The sequence below is a fragment of the Amycolatopsis minnesotensis genome, from assembly GCF_039529815.1.
Lineage (GTDB): Bacteria > Actinomycetota > Actinomycetes > Mycobacteriales > Pseudonocardiaceae > Amycolatopsis > Amycolatopsis minnesotensis.
Genome location: NZ_BAAANN010000021.1, coordinates 65048 through 79065, shown reverse-complemented (window position 1 = coordinate 79065; position 14018 = coordinate 65048). Strand labels below are relative to the sequence as shown.

Here is a 14018-nt window from a genome sequence, read left to right as displayed (position 1 = left end):
CCTCGGGTTTCGAGCCGGCGACTGGGGGTCGGATGAGCACGTTGTTCCTGCCGGTGAGCGGGTTCCTCGGCGCGGGGAAGACCACCACCCTGATCGCGGCCGCGAAACTGCTGGAGGCGCGCGGCCGCCGCGTCGCGATCGTGACGAACGACCAAGGCGCCGATCTCGTCGACACCCGGCTGGCGCGCTCGGACGCGAGCGTGGTCGGCGAGGTCACCGGCGGCTGCTTCTGCTGCCGGTTCGAGGATCTCCTGGACGTGACGAGGACGCTCGTCGACGGCGAAGGGGTCGACACCGTGCTCGCCGAGGCCGTCGGCAGCTGCACGGACCTGCAGGCCACCGTGGTCCGCCCGCTCCGGGCGTACTACGGCGACCGGTTCACCGCGCCGGTGCTGACCACGGTCGTCGAACCGGACCGGCTCACCGCGCTGAGCGCCTCGCTGCCGATGCGCGACACCGGCTCCGACCTCTCGTACCTGTTCGCCAAGCAGCTCGAGGAAGCCGACGTGATCGCGGTCAACAAGACCGATCTGCTCGACCGCGCGGAAACCACCGCGGTGCTGGCAGCGCTGCGGGCGAGCCATCCGTCCGCGACCGTGCTCGCGTGCTCCGCCATGACCGGCCACGGCATGGCGGAGCTCGTGCGCCACTGGACCGGCGGCGGCGCATACCCCGCCCGCGATCTCGATGTCGACTACACGCGGTACGCCAGTGCCGAAGCAGGGCTCGCGTGGCTCAACCGCACGCTCACGCTCTCGGCACCGGACGGATTCGATCCGGCGGCGTGGGCCGACGCGGTGCTGCGTGCCCTTTCGGAGTCGGCGCACCGGCGCGGCTGGCTCGTCGGGCACGTCAAGATCGCACTGGACTCCGCCGCCGGGTTGACGAAGCTGAGCCTGACCGCGGCGGGCGCCGCACCGGTTGCCGCGACGTCGCCCGTCGCGGCTGTCGCGGAGGCGGCTGTCACGGTGAACGCGCGCGTGGCCTGCGATCCGGAAGAACTCGACGACTCGGTGGATGCGGCCGTGCGTGAGGCGGCGGAACGGATCTCGGCGGTGGTGCGGGACTCCGGTGCGGCCGCCGCGTTCAAACCCGGTTACCCGCGACCGACCCACCGGCTCCCGGCCTGACCTCCCGTCGGGCCGGGCGCCCGCTTCCGCCGTGCCGAAGGTGGCACTCCCATGGGTCGCACGGCGTGCACGACCGGTGCTCTTCCCCGCCCTCTCGGGCAGAGCACCGGCCGACCCCCAGGTACCGAATGCTAGGCCACTACGGCCACGGGGGCTGCCGGTCAGATGACCCTCAATTCGGGCGCCGCTTGGGCACATCCAGCTTCGCGACAGCGGTGTGCATGCCACCGTCGACGGCCGCCCCGCAGCCGGAGTTCCGGCTCACCCCGCGCGACGGGCGCGGACCCTCCGGTAGCTCCACAGCAGGAGGCCGAGCAGCACCAGGCCGGACAGGATCAGGCTCGACCCGGTGCTCCAGCCCGCGAGCGGCAGCCCCGGAACCACGCCCCAGACGACGCCCGCGGTGATCAGCGCCAGGCCGGCGAGCACCGAACCGCAGATCCGCAGCGGGGACGACACGCTGTCCTCCGCCGCCTTCATCGCGCGGTCGCGGACCGGGTCGACGTACTTCTCCACGGCGGGGAACTCCGAGGCCAGCATGATCAGCCCGGCGAGCACGAGCAGCAGCCCCGGCCCGGGCAGGACCAGCAGCGCGACGCCGACAGCGAGCACTACGCCACCCGCGACCGCGACGGTCACGCGCTTCACCGGATTACCGCTCGCCATCGGCCGCCTTCCGTTCGCCGTGCCCCGATTCTGCGGGCAGCGGCGCCGTCCCGCCCGTCGAAGCCACCCCGACGGGTCACCCCTAGGATGAGCGCATGAGTCCGGCCGACCTGTTGACCGCGCTCCCGGCAGGCACCAGGGTCGTGGTCCGCTACCGGATCGAGAGCGGCTTCACCGACGCGCTCGGCCCGTTGACTTCAGTCGGCACCGACGAATGCGTGGTCGACACCAAACGCGGCGCGGTGACCGTTCCGCTCGCCGACGTGGTCCTGGCGAAACCCGTTCCGCCACCACCGGCCCGGCGCTAGTGTTTTAAAGCGGCGGAGCCGCTTGAGTGGGCCGTCAGCTCGCACCGTTACCCGCACCGCCAAGCAACCCGACCACTGTCAGAGCACCTCCTAGGGCATCGACATGCCGTGGAGGTTGCGGTAGGCCGCGCGTTCCGGTGACTTCCAGCCGTCGAGCAGGTCGGGCGACGGCCGGTACACCTCGACACCGAGCGGATGGCACAGCTCGACCGGGTCTTGCACGTCCGGGCCCCACATCGGTGCCGAAAGGTCGCCGCCGGGACAGGTCGACAACGCGCACAGCAGGTCCAGCTCCGCGAAGAACTCGAAGTGGTCGCCGGGTTTCGCCGGGCACGCCTTCATGAAGTACCGGTCCTCGTCGTTGAGGCCGGTGCACTGGAACACGTTGAGCACGTCGTGCACGTCGAACTCGGTGAGCCCGTGCGGGAGGACGGCGCGCACCAGGTTCGAGTGGCAGTGGAAGTCGTAGTCGCCGCCGGTGAGCATCCGGTTGACGTACGGGTCGCACCGGGTGCCGAGCAGGTCGTGCACCCGGCCGCCCTCGCCGTCGACGCCGTACGACGCGAGGCTGTCCGCGGTGACGGTGACCAGGGGCCGCAGGAACGGCAACGTGGACCACAACCGGTCGAACGTGCTGACGTGCGCGCGCTGGAGCTGACGCGTCCGCGCCGCCCACAACCGCTCGCGCGGATCGTGGGCGTGCCAGATGTTCAGGTCACCGACCTGCGGCCCCTCGACCGTGACGATGCGGCAGAGGTGCCCCTTCGGCACCGTCCACGCGCGCCCGGAGCGGATCGGGATCTCGAAGGACTCCACGAGCAGGCGATCCCCATCGGCGAGCCGCTGGTAGAACGCCCTGTCGACGTCCAACGCGCCGCCGGCGCCCCGCTGGTACGCCGCCGCCGGACTGCCCATGTGAGCTCCCTCCGTTCGCCGCGACCCTACCGCCCGAGGAACGCGCCACCGTTGACGTGCACGACCTGCCCGGTGACGTGCCCCGAACCGGCGCTCGCCAGGAACCCGATCGTTTCGGCGATGTCCTCGGGCGTGCCCGCGCGCTTGGTCATGGTGGCCTCGGCCAGCGCCTTCGCCCGCTCGGCGGACAGCTTGCCGTGGAAGAACTCCGTGTTCTCGGTCAGTCCTGGTGAAACGATGTTCGCGGTGATCCCGCGCGGCCCGAGCTCCCGCGCCACATCCGCGGTCCACGCTTCGACCGCGGCCTTCGCCGCGCCGTACGAGGCGGCGCCGGTGCGCGCCGCGATCGAGCCGACGGTGACGATCCGCGCGCCGTCGGCGAAGCGTTCCGCCAGTGCTTCCGTCATCAGCACCGCCGTGAGCACGTTGGCGTCGAAATTGGCCCGCCACGCGTTCGCGGTTTCCGCCAGCCCGTCCCCCGAAGGCTCTCCGGACAGGTCCGTGTTGCCGCCCGCGTTGTTGACCAGCACGTCCACCGATTCCGGAAGTTCGGCGAGCGCGGCCGACACGGCGGCGGGATCGGCCGCGTCGAACGCGACCTGCCGCGCTCCCAGCCGTTCCGCGGCCTCGCGCAGCACGTCGCGGCGGCGGCCCGTGATCGTCACGCTGTCCCCGAGCGCACGGAAGTGCGCGGCAACGGCATACCCGATCCCGGTGCCCCCGCCGGTGACCACGACTTCCCTCGACTTCGTCATGAATTAAATCCTTTACTGTTAAAGTACCTTCGTGGCCGACATTAACGAAAACGATCGAATTCCGTCAAGCGACGAGGTCGACGACATCCAGCGCGCGTGGCTGCGGGAGCGGCCGGGCACCCCGGTGGACTCGATCGGGGTGATCCCGCGGATCTGGCGGATCGGGAAGCTCCTCGACGAGGACCGCCGCCGCACCATGCTCACCCTCGACATGGACTCGGCGACCAGGGATCTGCTCAGCACGCTGCGCAGGTCAGGGCCGCCGTACCGGCTCCCGGCGGGCGAGATCGCAGCCAGGATGCTGGTCAGCGCCGGTGCGGTGTCGCAACGCGTCGCCCGCGCCGAACGGGCCGGGTACGTCCAGCGCGTCCGCTCCGCCGACGACGGCCGCGGCGTGTTCGTCGAACTGACCGAACGGGGCCACGACCTCATCGAGCGGACCGTCGACCAGTTGCTCCGCCACGAAGAGGACCTGCTGGCGGGGCTGTCCGACCGGCAGCGGGATGATCTGAGCGAACTGCTCCGCGTCCTGCTCGCCGATCTGACCGCACGTGCCGCGGGCCACGAAGACTGAAGGAGAAACCTGGTGCGCATCGACCGGCTCGACCACCTGGTGCTGACCGTCCTTCGGCACCAGCAAGATCAACCTGCACCGGGCGGGCCACGAGTTCGACCCGAAGGCAGCCAGCCCGACCCCGGGCAGCGCAGACCTGTGCCTGATCACGGAAGATCCCATCGAGTCCATAGTGGACGAACTCGGCGCGGCCGGCGTCCCGGTCGAGGATCGGCCGGTCGAACGCACCGGCGCCACCGGCCCGATCCTCAGCGTCTACTTCCGCGCCCCGGACGGGAACCTCATCGAGGTCAGCAGCTACCGCGCCGACGTCACCCGATCGTCGCAACTGCGCGGCGATGTCCGGTGGGCGGGCCCACCATGATCCCCTCGTCGGGCTGGCGGTGATCACGGTGGCGAGCACGACCGTGTCGCCGGCTCCGCTGGTGGTGCCGTGCAAGGCCGGTGCACTGGTGTTTCACCTCCGGCGTTTCCGGGTACCCATAGGGCAGGAGTGCCTTCCTGGCCACGGCCCGAGGGAGAGCGGCGATGCTCAGTCACCACGAAAAGGACGAGCTCCAGAAGATCGAGCAGTGGTTCGAATCCACCGAACCGGCGCTGGTCGACGCGTTGCGAACGGGCCGAACGAGACCGCTCAGGCGCATTTCCACCGGCCTGCTGGTGATCGCGGACGTTCTCTGTTTCGCCCTGTTGCTCCTCGCGTTCACCAGCACCAGCGCCGCGCTCATCCTGTTGTCGCTGCTGGCGACGAGCTGCGCGGTATGCCTGCACGTGGCGAGGTACGCCGTCCCGTAGCGCGTCAGTCGTGGTAGCTGCGGCCGCTGGGTGCGGTGCCGGTCAAGGTCCCGTCGTCCTCGGTGTGGAACTCCCATCCTGGTTCGGCGCGGAGCCGGGGTGTTTCCCGCCCCATGCACGGCCCAGCAGCGACAGGATGGCGTCGAGCACGAGCCGGTCCTCCCCCGGGTCGAGTGTCTGCGGGTTCAGCGCGATGGCATCGCCGGCGGAACCGACCGCGATACGCGGGTCACGGTCCCACAAGGCGTCCACAAGCGACTCGTGCGTCCACCCGGTGCTCTCGTCCAGCCACAGCAGTGCCCGTCCGTGCGGCTGGCCGGCCTCGCTCGGGTACCCGCGTTCGGCGCGCACCCCCGGCACGGTCGCGAGCGCCTTCACCCAGCGTTCGACGGTGTCCTCATAGGACTGAATCAACGCCGCCTCGTCCTGGCCCAGCGACCATTCCACGGCGGCGAGCAGGCCGAGCAGCTCCTCCTTGCCCACCTTCATGCCCCTGCCGACGGCGTGTTCCGGTGACGCGTGCCTGCGGCAGCCCGCCACGATCGCCGCCGTGCCCAGCACCAGTCCGGTCGCTTGTGGACCGCGCAACCCCTTGCCACCGCTGAAGATCGCCGCGTCGACGCCGAGTTCGACGGTGAACCGCCACAGCGACGCGATCGGCGGCACCTGCGCGGCGGCGTCCACGAGCACCTGCACGTTCCGTTCGTGCGCGGCGGCCACGATCTCCGCCAACGGCACCGGGCCTTCGGGGTAGTGCGCACCGGCGAACCACAGCACGCACGCCGCACCGTCCAGCACCGCACCCAGCGAAGCCGTATCGGAGAACTCGGCGATGCGCGCGCCGAGCTGCCGAGCCGCGTAGTCGTAGTGGTTGCGCTGCGCCCGAGCCATCACGACCGTGCCGTCCGCGGGGAATGCCTCCAGATCGTCCGCGAGACACCCCGCGACGGACAACGTGATCCCCGCGCTGGCACCTGAGGTGACGAACGCGGCCGCGTTCCCGGTCAGCTCCGCGATCCGGTCGCCGATCCGGTCGCGCAGTTCCAGCAGGTCGACGAACTCGCTCGCCCCGCATGCCATCGCCTCGACGGCGGGCGCGGCGAGCCGTGAACCGCCCAGCCTGGTCAGGGTGGCCGCGGCGTTCACCACCGGCCGGATCCCGAGCGCGCGGTAGCTCGTCACTGGCTGAACTTCCGCAGTGGCCGCACACCGAGCCGCCCGGCGAGCCAGCCGTCCAGTTCGGCCGCGTCCGCCGCGTCCTCGCCGGTCATGCGGTACGCGTGGGCGCGGTTCCCCAGCCCGGCGAGCAGGTCGTCACGCCAGCGCGAACCGGTCGGCGGCAGCGCGAGCAGGACGTCCGCGCGCACGTCCGCCGCGAACCCGGCGGGATCGAACACCCGCAGGGTCCGCTCCACCCCGGACTCGGCCGACGGGAACTCCCTGATCAGGTCGTTCAGCTCCTCCCACGGGTATTCCCCGGTGTGCAGGCGCCCGCGGAACGCGTCGTGCAGCAGCGCCGAGGTGACCCGTGCCGCGCTGAAGACGGGCCGGCGCGCCGCGGTCACGAGCGCGAGATCGTCACCGGTGACCCCGATCCGCGCCGGATCGCACTCCGCCCGCCCGGCGAGGAACTCGGCCGCGCGCAGGCAGTCCGCCACGACCGAGCGGTACACCCAGGTTTCGGGCGATTCGATGCCGCTGGTGAACAGGCCGGGATAGGCCGCCGAGAACGGGCTGTCGGCCAGCCGCTGGCCGCGGTGCATCGCGGTGAACACCACGTACCGCAGCCGGTCGTTGTAGTGCGGCGCGTGGTTCACGCTGCCGTGGCGCGGCAGTTCGAGCAGGCCGGGGAACGGGCCGTCCCCGGTCGGCACGCTGAAGTACCCGAACAGGCGGTAGGACCCGAGCCCGCTCAGCCGCACCTCGTAGCCGGTGAAGTCCGAAGTGGACTTGGCGGGGACGCGCTCGATCACCGGGCGTGCCGGGAACCCTCCCAGTTCCTCGTCCACATCGGACCAGAACTTCTCGAAGCCGTCGGTCACGCGCCGACTCCTTCCGGGTGCAGATGGCTGTCGACGAACTTCTCCACCAGCGGGATCACCCAGCGCAGGCCGGAGTCGTGCCCGCAGCGCGGATAGGTGTGCAGCTCCTTTTCGGACTCCAGCAGGCGGTACACCGCGAACCCCGTCTCCGGCGGGCACACGTCGTCCTCCATGCCGAGGTAGACGAAGATCGGCGCGCGCACCTTCGGCGCGAAGTTCAAACCGTCGAAATAGGACGCCGTCTCGGTGAGCAGCCGCTCGTGCTCGGGATGGACGCGCAGGTACTCGTTGATCTCCTCGTACGGGTAAGAATGCGTCCAGCCAGGCGAAGCCATGATCCCGCACAGGTACGGCGCACCCGCCGCGACGCAGCGCACCACCTCGGGCCGCAGCGCGGCGGCGACGATGCCGAGCCCGCCGCCCTGGCTCGACCCCCAGATCCCGACCCGGTCCGGGTCGACGCCCGGCAGCGTCGCGAGCACGTCGACGGCGCGCACCACGTCCGCGTAGAACCCGCGATAGCCGTAGGTGAACCGGTCCACCATGTTGTGCGTGAGCAGCCCCGGATAGCCGGGGTTGAACCGCCCGTTGGAGCGCAGCTTCCCGCGCGGCGCGAGGCCGACCGTGACGTATCCGCGCTCCGACCACGACTTGAGCACCGACGGCTCGGAGATGTAGCCGGGAACGTGCAGCACCGCCGGGAACGCGGTGCCGGGCGGGTGGCCCGCGGGCATCGTGAGCCAGGCGGCGATGCGCATCTGGTCGTAGCTGGTGTAGCGCAGTTCGAAGACATCGACGGCAGGCGTCGACATCCTCGGCACCGAGACCAGCTCCGGGTCCGGCGGGACCTCGTCGGTCAGGCGCAGCGTTTCGGCCCAGAACTCGTCGAAATCGGCGGGGAGGTCGACTTCGACGGTCGCCGATTCGGGATCTCTCGCCATGATCACCTTTCTCCGTCACTGGCTGGGGCATGGATCGCCGAGCCGCTCTCGGCGTCGAACAGGTGCAGCCGGTCCGCTCGGAAGGTCACCGGCACCGCACTGTCCACGGCGGACCGGAACGGCGCCGGCACGCGCGCCTTCACCCTGTCCCCGCCGAGGTCCACGGTCACCAGGGCATCCGCGCCGAGCGGCTCCGAGACGAACACCGAGCCGTGGTTCTCCGGCCCGTCGAGCGTCACGTCCTCCGGCCGGATGCCGAGCACCACCTCGCGGTCGCCGAGCGCCTCGGTCGCCCGCACCGCCGACGGTGGCAGGTCCTGGGTCCACGACGCGCTCCGGAACCGCCGCACACCGCCTTCGTCCACGATGCCGCCGCGGAGGAAGTTCATCGCCGGACTGCCCATGAACGCCGCGACGAACATGTTGGCCGGGCGGGAGTAGATCTCCTCCGGTGGCGCGCACTGCTGCAACACGCCTTCGGAGAGCACGGCGATCCGGTCGGACATGGTCATCGCCTCGACCTGGTCGTGCGTCACGTAGATGAAGGTGCGCTTCAGGTCGGCGTGCAGCCGCTTCAACTCGGCGCGCATGTCCACCCGCAACTGGGCGTCCAAATTGGACAGTGGCTCGTCCAGGAGGAACGCGCCGGCGTCGCGGATGACGGCCCTGCCGAGCGCGACCCGCTGGCGCTGCCCGCCGGACAGTTCCTTCGGCCTGCGGTCCAGCAGCTTCTCGATACCGAGCGAGCGTGCGGTCGCGGCCACCCGCTCGTCGATCTCGGTGCGCGGCACCCGCATCATCTTCAGCGCGAACCCGATGTTCTGCGCCACCGTCTTGTGCGGGTAGAGCGCGTAGCTCTGGAAGACCATCGCCACGTCGCGCTTGTTCGCGGGCAGGTAGCCGACCGGCTGGTCGTCGAAGTAGACCTCGCCGCCAGTGGCCTTTTCGAGTCCGCAGATCATCCGCAGCGTCGTCGACTTGCCGCAACCGGACGGGCCGACCATGGTGAGGAACTCGCGGTCGGCGATGGTCAGGTTCAGCGCGTCGACGGCCACCGCGTCGCCGAACGCCTTGGACACGTTCTCCAGCCGTACTTCTGCCACGGATCCTCCTTTACCCCTTCACCGAGCCCGCGGCCATCCCGCGCACGATCAGCCGCTGGAAGATCAGCACCAGCACCAGCGGCGGCAGCACCGCCACCACCCCGGCGGCCGCCATCAGGGTGAACTGGGTGTTCATGTCGGTGGCGAAGTTCGCCGCCACCACCGGCATCGTCTTCGCCGCCTCCGTCGAGGTCATGAACAGCGCGAACATGAACTCGTTCCAGGCCGTCATGAAGGCGAACACCGCCGCCGCGACCAGACCCGGCGCGGCGACCGGCAGGAACACCGACCACATGGTCCGGAACCAGCCGCACCGGTCGACCCTCGCGGCGTCCTCGAGTTCCCGTGGCACCGCGCGGAAGAAGTCCTTCAGCACCCAGATCGTCACCGGCAGCGAGAAGGTCAGGTAGGACAGGATCAGCGAGCCGTAGTTGTCGAGCAGGCCGAGCGACCGCATCATCAGGTAGAACGGGATGAGGATCGCGATGGTCGGCACCATCCTGGTGACCAGGTACAGCATCAGCAGGCCCTTGCCGCCGCGGAACTTCAGCCGCGAGAACGAGTAGGCGGCCGGAACCGCGAGCACGAGGTTCAGCAGCGCCGTCGCCGAAGCCACGATGAGGCTGTTTCCCAGCGCGTACGGGGTTTCCTTGATCGCCCTGCCGCCGACGAGGGCCTGCGCGCTGTCCGGCCGGAAGAAGCTGAGGTAGTTGTCCAGCGTCGGATGCGACGGGATCCATTCCGGTGGCACCGAAACCGCGTCGACCTCGCGCATGAAGCTCATCGCGAAGATCCAGTAGAACGGCAGCACCAGGTACAGCGCGAACGCGGCGGCGACGAGGTACACCACGATCCGCTTCCACGGCACGCGGTACCGCAGGGGGACGGCCGTCATAGTTCGAAGCTCCCCTTCCGGTACAGCGCGGCGACGTAGCCGACGGAAACCACCAGCGTCAGCAGGGTGATCACCCACGCGTAGGCGCTGCCGAGGCCGAAATCGGTGTAGGTCAGCGCGGTCTTCACGTTGAGCACCGCGATCACCGAGGTCGCGTCGCCCGGCCCGCCGCCGGTCAGCACGTAGATCGTGTCGAACGCGCGGAACGAGTTCATGGTTTCGAGGATCAGCACGATCAGCAGCGGGTGCAGCAGCCACGGCAGCGTGATCTGCCGGAACCGCTGGAACACCCCGGCGCGGTCGACCTTCGCCGCGTCGTAGAGATCGGGCGGGATCGTGGACAGCCCGGCGAGCAGCAGGATCACCGCGAACGGGAGCGTGTTCCACACCTGCGCGAACGCGGTCAGGAAGAACGCGCCCGCCGGCGACGACAGCCATGCCTGGTAGGTGTCGATCAGCCCGAGGCTGGTGAGCAGCCCGTTGAGCGCGCCGGTCTTGGCGTCGAAGATGGTGCGCCACATGAGCCCGTTGACCACGCCGGGCATCGCCCACGGCAGCAGGGCCAGGCTGCGCAGCACACCCCGGCCGGGGAACGACTCGTTCAGCACGAGCGCGAGCGCGGTGGCCAGCAGCACCGTCATGGTGACCACGACGAGCACGAACAACCCCGTGGTCCGCAACGAACCGAGGAACGCGGGATCGTTCCACAGCGCGAAGTAGTTGTCGAGCCCGATGAACTTGGTCGCCTTGGGGCGCTTGAGGTTCTGGCGGTGCAGGCTCACCCAGAACGAGTAGCCGATCGGGTAGGCGACGAGCGCGAACAGCACGATCATCGCGGGCCCGTTCATCAGGTACGCGCGCCGGGTGTCGGTCAGCCTGAGCATGCCCGTCCCCTCACGCGTACCGCTGGGCGAGGGTGCGGGCCTGGCGGTCGAGATCCTGGACGGCGTCGGCCGGGCTCGTCCCGCCGACGAGCACCTGCTGCGCCACGCGCTGAAGCGCCGCTTCGAACTCCGCGTACCACGGCACCGAAATGATCCGGCGCGCCCTGGCCACCTCGGCGAGCCTGCCGTAGACGATCGGGTCCGCGAACGTGCGAATGGTGCGGACCACCTCGGGATCCTTCGCCAGCGCGGAAAACGGGTAACCGAGGCCGCGTTGCAGGAACCAGAACTTCGCGGTGTAGGGCACCCCGTGCGCGTCGAAGCCGCCGAGGTACTTGAGCAGCCGCACGGACTTTTCGACGTCGGCGGCGTGCTGCCCGAGGCAGTACATCCTGCTGTTGCTGACCGTGCCCTCGGTCCGTCCGTCGAGGCTGGGCACCGGCGCGAGCTTGACCGCGCCCGCGACCTTCGACTTCGACGGGTTGTTGTAGCTGCGCAAGGCGTACCGCGGCGCGAGCACGAACGCGTACCGGCCCGCCATCACCGCGTTGTCCAGCGGCACCGGGAGCGTCTGCACCGCGGCCGGGTCGAGCACGCGGGTGTCGAGCGCGGCGTGCCGGAGCCACTCGAACACCGCGGTCGCCGCCGAGCCGGACGCGCTCATCACGGGCTGGAAGCGGTCGTCGAACAGGTCGGCGTCATTGGCGTAGACCAGCGCCCACAACCACTGCGCCGCCGTGTCCGCGAGCTGCGCGGGAAGCCCGATCGGGTATTCGAGCACGCCCGCCTTCTTCACCCGCAGCGCCTGCTGTTCCAGCTCGTCGAGCGTTTTCGGGGGCGTGGTGATGCCGGCCTTCTCCAGCAGCGCCGCGTTGTACACCAGCGCCTGCGAATCGGTGTAGTACGGCAGCCCGTAGCGCTTGCCCTGGTAGGTCATCGATGCCGCGTTGGAGGGGTAGACCGCGTCGTAGATCGCGTCCACCCCCTCGATCCCGTCGAGCGGGCGCAGGTACTCGGCTTCGACGGAGCCCGCGAGCGAATCGTCGTACATGTAGAGCACGTCGGGCCCGCCACCGCCGAGGAACTCCGCGGTGAGCTTCTGGATGAACTGGGCGCTGGTGATCGGCGTGTAGTCCACCGCGACGTCGGGGTTGAGCCGGGTGAACCGGTCCACGTTCTGCTGCACGAGCTGCGCTTCGTAGTCCCAGCCTTCGAGGGTGACGACGTCGCCGCGCGCCTTCGCGCCGCAGGCCGACAGCAGCGGCGTCGCGGCGGCGAAGGCGGTGCCGATCGTCGCGGCGCGAAGGAACTGGCGGCGGTCCACGAACACCTCCCAGCGAAAACGACCGAGGTTCGAAATTGGTTCGTTTGTCGTTCGGGAGAGCATGCCCCAGCGCGGGCGCCGCGGTCAATGCCGTCCGGCGGGCAATTCCGCGCTGTCGCATTTATGTATCCAGGTTCGTTGACAGCGCGCGACAATTCGCGCCGCCCGGTCCGTCCTCTATGGACTTCCCGGCCCGGAAAGGCGGCGTAGCGCCTGATCGATTCCGAGCTGGTAGAGCCGCGACGGGCGGCCCTTGTGGTGGGTCTGCGCCGATCCCTGCGCGGTCACCAGCCCGCGCTCGCCGAGCTTGCGGATCAGCCGCCGCCCGCTCGGGTCGGTGATGCCGAGCGCGTTCGCCAGGTCCCTCGGGGAGATCGCGGCACCGGCCAGCCCGCGCTCGATCCCGGCGAGGCGCGACAGCGTCGCCGGGCTCAGCCCGACTTCCCTTGCCAGCTCTTCGATGTGGGTGTCGTGGTCGCGGTAGGTGAATTCGACGGGACGCCCCTCGCGCCCCATCGGGCCGATGATCACACCGCTGTCCTCGATGAGGTAACCCGAGGGCTGCCGCTCCGCCTCCGCCCTCGCCGCGGCGCGCTCCGCGAGCGCGATGCAGGTCCGTGCGGAGTCACCGATGCCGAAGCCGGCGGCGACCCGCAGGCCGAGCGCCCGCTCCGCCCGCCCCAGCGCGGGCACGGTCAGCCAGTTGTGGGTGACCCGTTCGAACAGGGCCTTGTGCGCGAACACCACCAGTCCGCGGCGGCCCCGGTTCTCCACCCAGGCGTCCGCCAGCTCCGGTGTGTTCACGAGCAGGTTCATCAGCCCGATCCGCGCGCGGTCCATGTCCGTCGCCTGTGGACGGTCGGCGACCAGGAACACCCCGGCGGCGAACCGGAACTCGTTGGCGCGCTGGGACTGCACCCGCAGCGCGAGCGCGTGCAGGTCCGACCGGACGGTGGACGGCACCGGCAGGCTGTCGATCACCGCGACCGCGCCGCGAAGCCGCTGCGAAACCTCCACGCGCGCGGTGATCACCAGCCCGTCGCGCCCGGCGGCGCGCAGGTGCCGGTCGGCGATGTCGGCGGTGCGCTCCCCCGGCTGGTAGGGCTGGGTCCGCACCTGCGCGCGGGTGAGGCCGAGCGCGCCGGTCACCTCGTTCACCACGTCGGTGTCGAAGGTGTCGACGCTGACCGTGTCCACCGGCAGCCCGTCGCGCTGCGCCCTGGACAGGGCGAGCGCGAGGTCGAGCGGTCCCGGTCGCACCAGCGTCACCGGCAGCGTGTCCGGGATGAGATCGTGGCACTCGTCGAACGGGACCGGCCCCATCAGCAGGCCATCGACGCGCTTGCTCGCGAGCAGCGCGCGGACGAGTTCGTGGATCTCGCGTTCGTGCCGGTAGACGACCCATTCCGGGCTCGCGCCGCGCAGCGTCCGCGCCGCTTCCTCGAACACCGCCCGCCGCCCGGCGTGGACGACGACCCCGATCACCACGGTCATGCGCGCCCCACATACGAACGCCGGTTCGGAACTAGCTCGTTGCAGAGCATGCCCCAGCGCCGCTACCGGGTCAATGCGGTCAGGGACGGATTCCCGGCGGGGCCCTGTCCGTCCGGCTAGCGAACACTACTCGTCCGAGCGGTACGGATCGCGGCCCTCCGCGCGTTGACTGTGGTCAGTCGCCCGGCACAC

16 protein-coding genes are annotated in these 14018 nt (G+C 70.2%); 5 read left to right on the top strand and 11 right to left on the bottom strand.

Annotation, left to right across the window (positions count from 1 at the left end; all coding sequences use genetic code 11):
* The first annotated feature begins 32 nt into the window (after positions 1 to 32).
* Entirely contained in the window at positions 33 to 1130 is a 1098-nt protein-coding gene (locus ABD256_RS25365) for a GTP-binding protein (protein ID WP_344423777.1), read from the top strand.
* 261 nt (positions 1131 to 1391) lie between these two features.
* Here ABD256_RS25365 and ABD256_RS25360 read toward each other — a convergent pair whose 3' ends face one another.
* A complete protein-coding gene (locus ABD256_RS25360) occupies positions 1392 to 1796 on the bottom strand; it encodes a PGPGW domain-containing protein (protein WP_344423774.1) in 405 nt (134 codons plus the stop codon).
* 95 nt (positions 1797 to 1891) lie between these two features.
* Here ABD256_RS25360 and ABD256_RS25355 point away from each other — a divergent pair, with 95 nt between their 5' ends.
* A complete protein-coding gene (locus tag ABD256_RS25355; protein ID WP_344423771.1) occupies positions 1892 to 2104 on the top strand; it encodes a putative acetyltransferase in 213 nt (70 codons plus the stop codon).
* 90 nt (positions 2105 to 2194) lie between these two features.
* On the opposite strand, the gene ABD256_RS25350 is transcribed toward ABD256_RS25355, so the two are convergent.
* The gene (locus ABD256_RS25350; RefSeq protein ID WP_344423769.1) at positions 2195 to 3019 is read right to left on the bottom strand and encodes an urea carboxylase-associated family protein; all 825 of its coding nucleotides are present in this window, start codon (positions 3017 to 3019) and stop codon (positions 2195 to 2197) included.
* A 26-nt stretch (positions 3020 to 3045) separates the two neighbouring features.
* Positions 3046 to 3774, bottom strand: a complete 729-nt coding sequence (locus tag ABD256_RS25345; RefSeq protein ID WP_344423767.1) for an SDR family NAD(P)-dependent oxidoreductase — start codon at positions 3772 to 3774, stop codon at positions 3046 to 3048.
* 31 nt (positions 3775 to 3805) lie between these two features.
* Between ABD256_RS25345 and ABD256_RS25340 the strand changes: the two genes are divergently transcribed.
* The 3 genes from ABD256_RS25340 (at position 3806) to ABD256_RS25330 (ending at position 5143) form a co-directional block, all read left to right on the top strand.
* Entirely contained in the window at positions 3806 to 4348 is a 543-nt protein-coding gene (locus ABD256_RS25340) for a MarR family winged helix-turn-helix transcriptional regulator (protein WP_425546519.1), read from the top strand.
* A gap of 172 nt (positions 4349 to 4520) precedes the next feature.
* Entirely contained in the window at positions 4521 to 4712 is a 192-nt protein-coding gene (locus ABD256_RS25335; RefSeq protein ID WP_344423765.1) for a VOC family protein, read from the top strand.
* Positions 4713 to 4876: 164 nt separating this feature from the next.
* Positions 4877 to 5143 (top strand): DUF3040 domain-containing protein, encoded by a 267-nt coding sequence (locus ABD256_RS25330; RefSeq protein ID WP_344423762.1) that lies wholly within the window; start codon positions 4877 to 4879, stop codon positions 5141 to 5143.
* A 42-nt stretch (positions 5144 to 5185) separates the two neighbouring features.
* Here the strand turns inward: ABD256_RS25330 and ABD256_RS25325 are convergent, their stop codons facing one another.
* The 8 genes from ABD256_RS25325 to ABD256_RS25290 all read right to left on the bottom strand — a co-directional run bounded on the left by ABD256_RS25325 (position 5186) and on the right by ABD256_RS25290 (position 13826).
* A complete protein-coding gene (locus ABD256_RS25325) occupies positions 5186 to 6325 on the bottom strand; it encodes an aminotransferase class V-fold PLP-dependent enzyme (RefSeq protein ID WP_344423759.1) in 1140 nt (379 codons plus the stop codon).
* The gene (locus tag ABD256_RS25320; RefSeq protein WP_344423756.1) at positions 6322 to 7185 is read right to left on the bottom strand and encodes an acetylxylan esterase; all 864 of its coding nucleotides are present in this window, start codon (positions 7183 to 7185) and stop codon (positions 6322 to 6324) included. The genes ABD256_RS25325 and ABD256_RS25320 overlap by 4 nt, the downstream gene beginning before the upstream one ends.
* On the bottom strand, positions 7182 to 8126 hold the full coding sequence (locus ABD256_RS25315; protein ID WP_344423753.1) for an acetylxylan esterase: 945 nt from the start codon (positions 8124 to 8126) through the stop codon (positions 7182 to 7184). The genes ABD256_RS25320 and ABD256_RS25315 overlap by 4 nt, the downstream gene beginning before the upstream one ends.
* Before the next feature lie 2 nt (positions 8127 to 8128).
* Entirely contained in the window at positions 8129 to 9229 is a 1101-nt protein-coding gene (locus ABD256_RS25310) for an ABC transporter ATP-binding protein (RefSeq protein ID WP_344423750.1), read from the bottom strand.
* Between the two features lie 10 nt (positions 9230 to 9239).
* The gene (locus tag ABD256_RS25305; protein WP_344423747.1) at positions 9240 to 10124 is read right to left on the bottom strand and encodes a carbohydrate ABC transporter permease; all 885 of its coding nucleotides are present in this window, start codon (positions 10122 to 10124) and stop codon (positions 9240 to 9242) included.
* Positions 10121 to 11008 carry a carbohydrate ABC transporter permease gene (locus tag ABD256_RS25300; protein WP_344423744.1) on the bottom strand — a complete coding sequence of 296 codons (888 nt, stop codon included), beginning with the start codon at positions 11006 to 11008 and terminating at the stop codon, positions 10121 to 10123. The genes ABD256_RS25305 and ABD256_RS25300 overlap by 4 nt, the downstream gene beginning before the upstream one ends.
* Before the next feature lie 10 nt (positions 11009 to 11018).
* A complete protein-coding gene (locus tag ABD256_RS25295; RefSeq protein WP_344423741.1) occupies positions 11019 to 12332 on the bottom strand; it encodes an extracellular solute-binding protein in 1314 nt (437 codons plus the stop codon).
* A gap of 177 nt (positions 12333 to 12509) precedes the next feature.
* On the bottom strand, positions 12510 to 13826 hold the full coding sequence (locus tag ABD256_RS25290; protein ID WP_344423738.1) for a hypothetical protein: 1317 nt from the start codon (positions 13824 to 13826) through the stop codon (positions 12510 to 12512).
* Positions 13827 to 14018 lie beyond the last annotated feature (192 nt).

What these genes read in the sequence shown, in the direction of transcription:
- ABD256_RS25365 (WP_344423777.1), top strand. Translation starts at nt 33, where the DNA reads ATGAGCACGTTGTTCCTGCCGGTGAGCGGGTTCCTCGGCGCGGGGAAG.
- ABD256_RS25360 (WP_344423774.1), bottom strand. Translation starts at nt 1,796, where the DNA reads ATGGCGAGCGGTAATCCGGTGAAGCGCGTGACCGTCGCGGTCGCGGGT.
- ABD256_RS25355 (WP_344423771.1), top strand. Translation starts at nt 1,892, where the DNA reads ATGAGTCCGGCCGACCTGTTGACCGCGCTCCCGGCAGGCACCAGGGTC.
- ABD256_RS25350 (WP_344423769.1), bottom strand. Translation starts at nt 3,019, where the DNA reads ATGGGCAGTCCGGCGGCGGCGTACCAGCGGGGCGCCGGCGGCGCGTTG.
- ABD256_RS25345 (WP_344423767.1), bottom strand. Translation starts at nt 3,774, where the DNA reads ATGACGAAGTCGAGGGAAGTCGTGGTCACCGGCGGGGGCACCGGGATC.
- ABD256_RS25330 (WP_344423762.1), top strand. Translation starts at nt 4,877, where the DNA reads ATGCTCAGTCACCACGAAAAGGACGAGCTCCAGAAGATCGAGCAGTGG.
- ABD256_RS25315 (WP_344423753.1), bottom strand. Translation starts at nt 8,126, where the DNA reads ATGGCGAGAGATCCCGAATCGGCGACCGTCGAAGTCGACCTCCCCGCC.
- ABD256_RS25305 (WP_344423747.1), bottom strand. Translation starts at nt 10,124, where the DNA reads ATGACGGCCGTCCCCCTGCGGTACCGCGTGCCGTGGAAGCGGATCGTG.
- ABD256_RS25300 (WP_344423744.1), bottom strand. Translation starts at nt 11,008, where the DNA reads ATGCTCAGGCTGACCGACACCCGGCGCGCGTACCTGATGAACGGGCCC.
- ABD256_RS25290 (WP_344423738.1), bottom strand. Translation starts at nt 13,826, where the DNA reads ATGACCGTGGTGATCGGGGTCGTCGTCCACGCCGGGCGGCGGGCGGTG.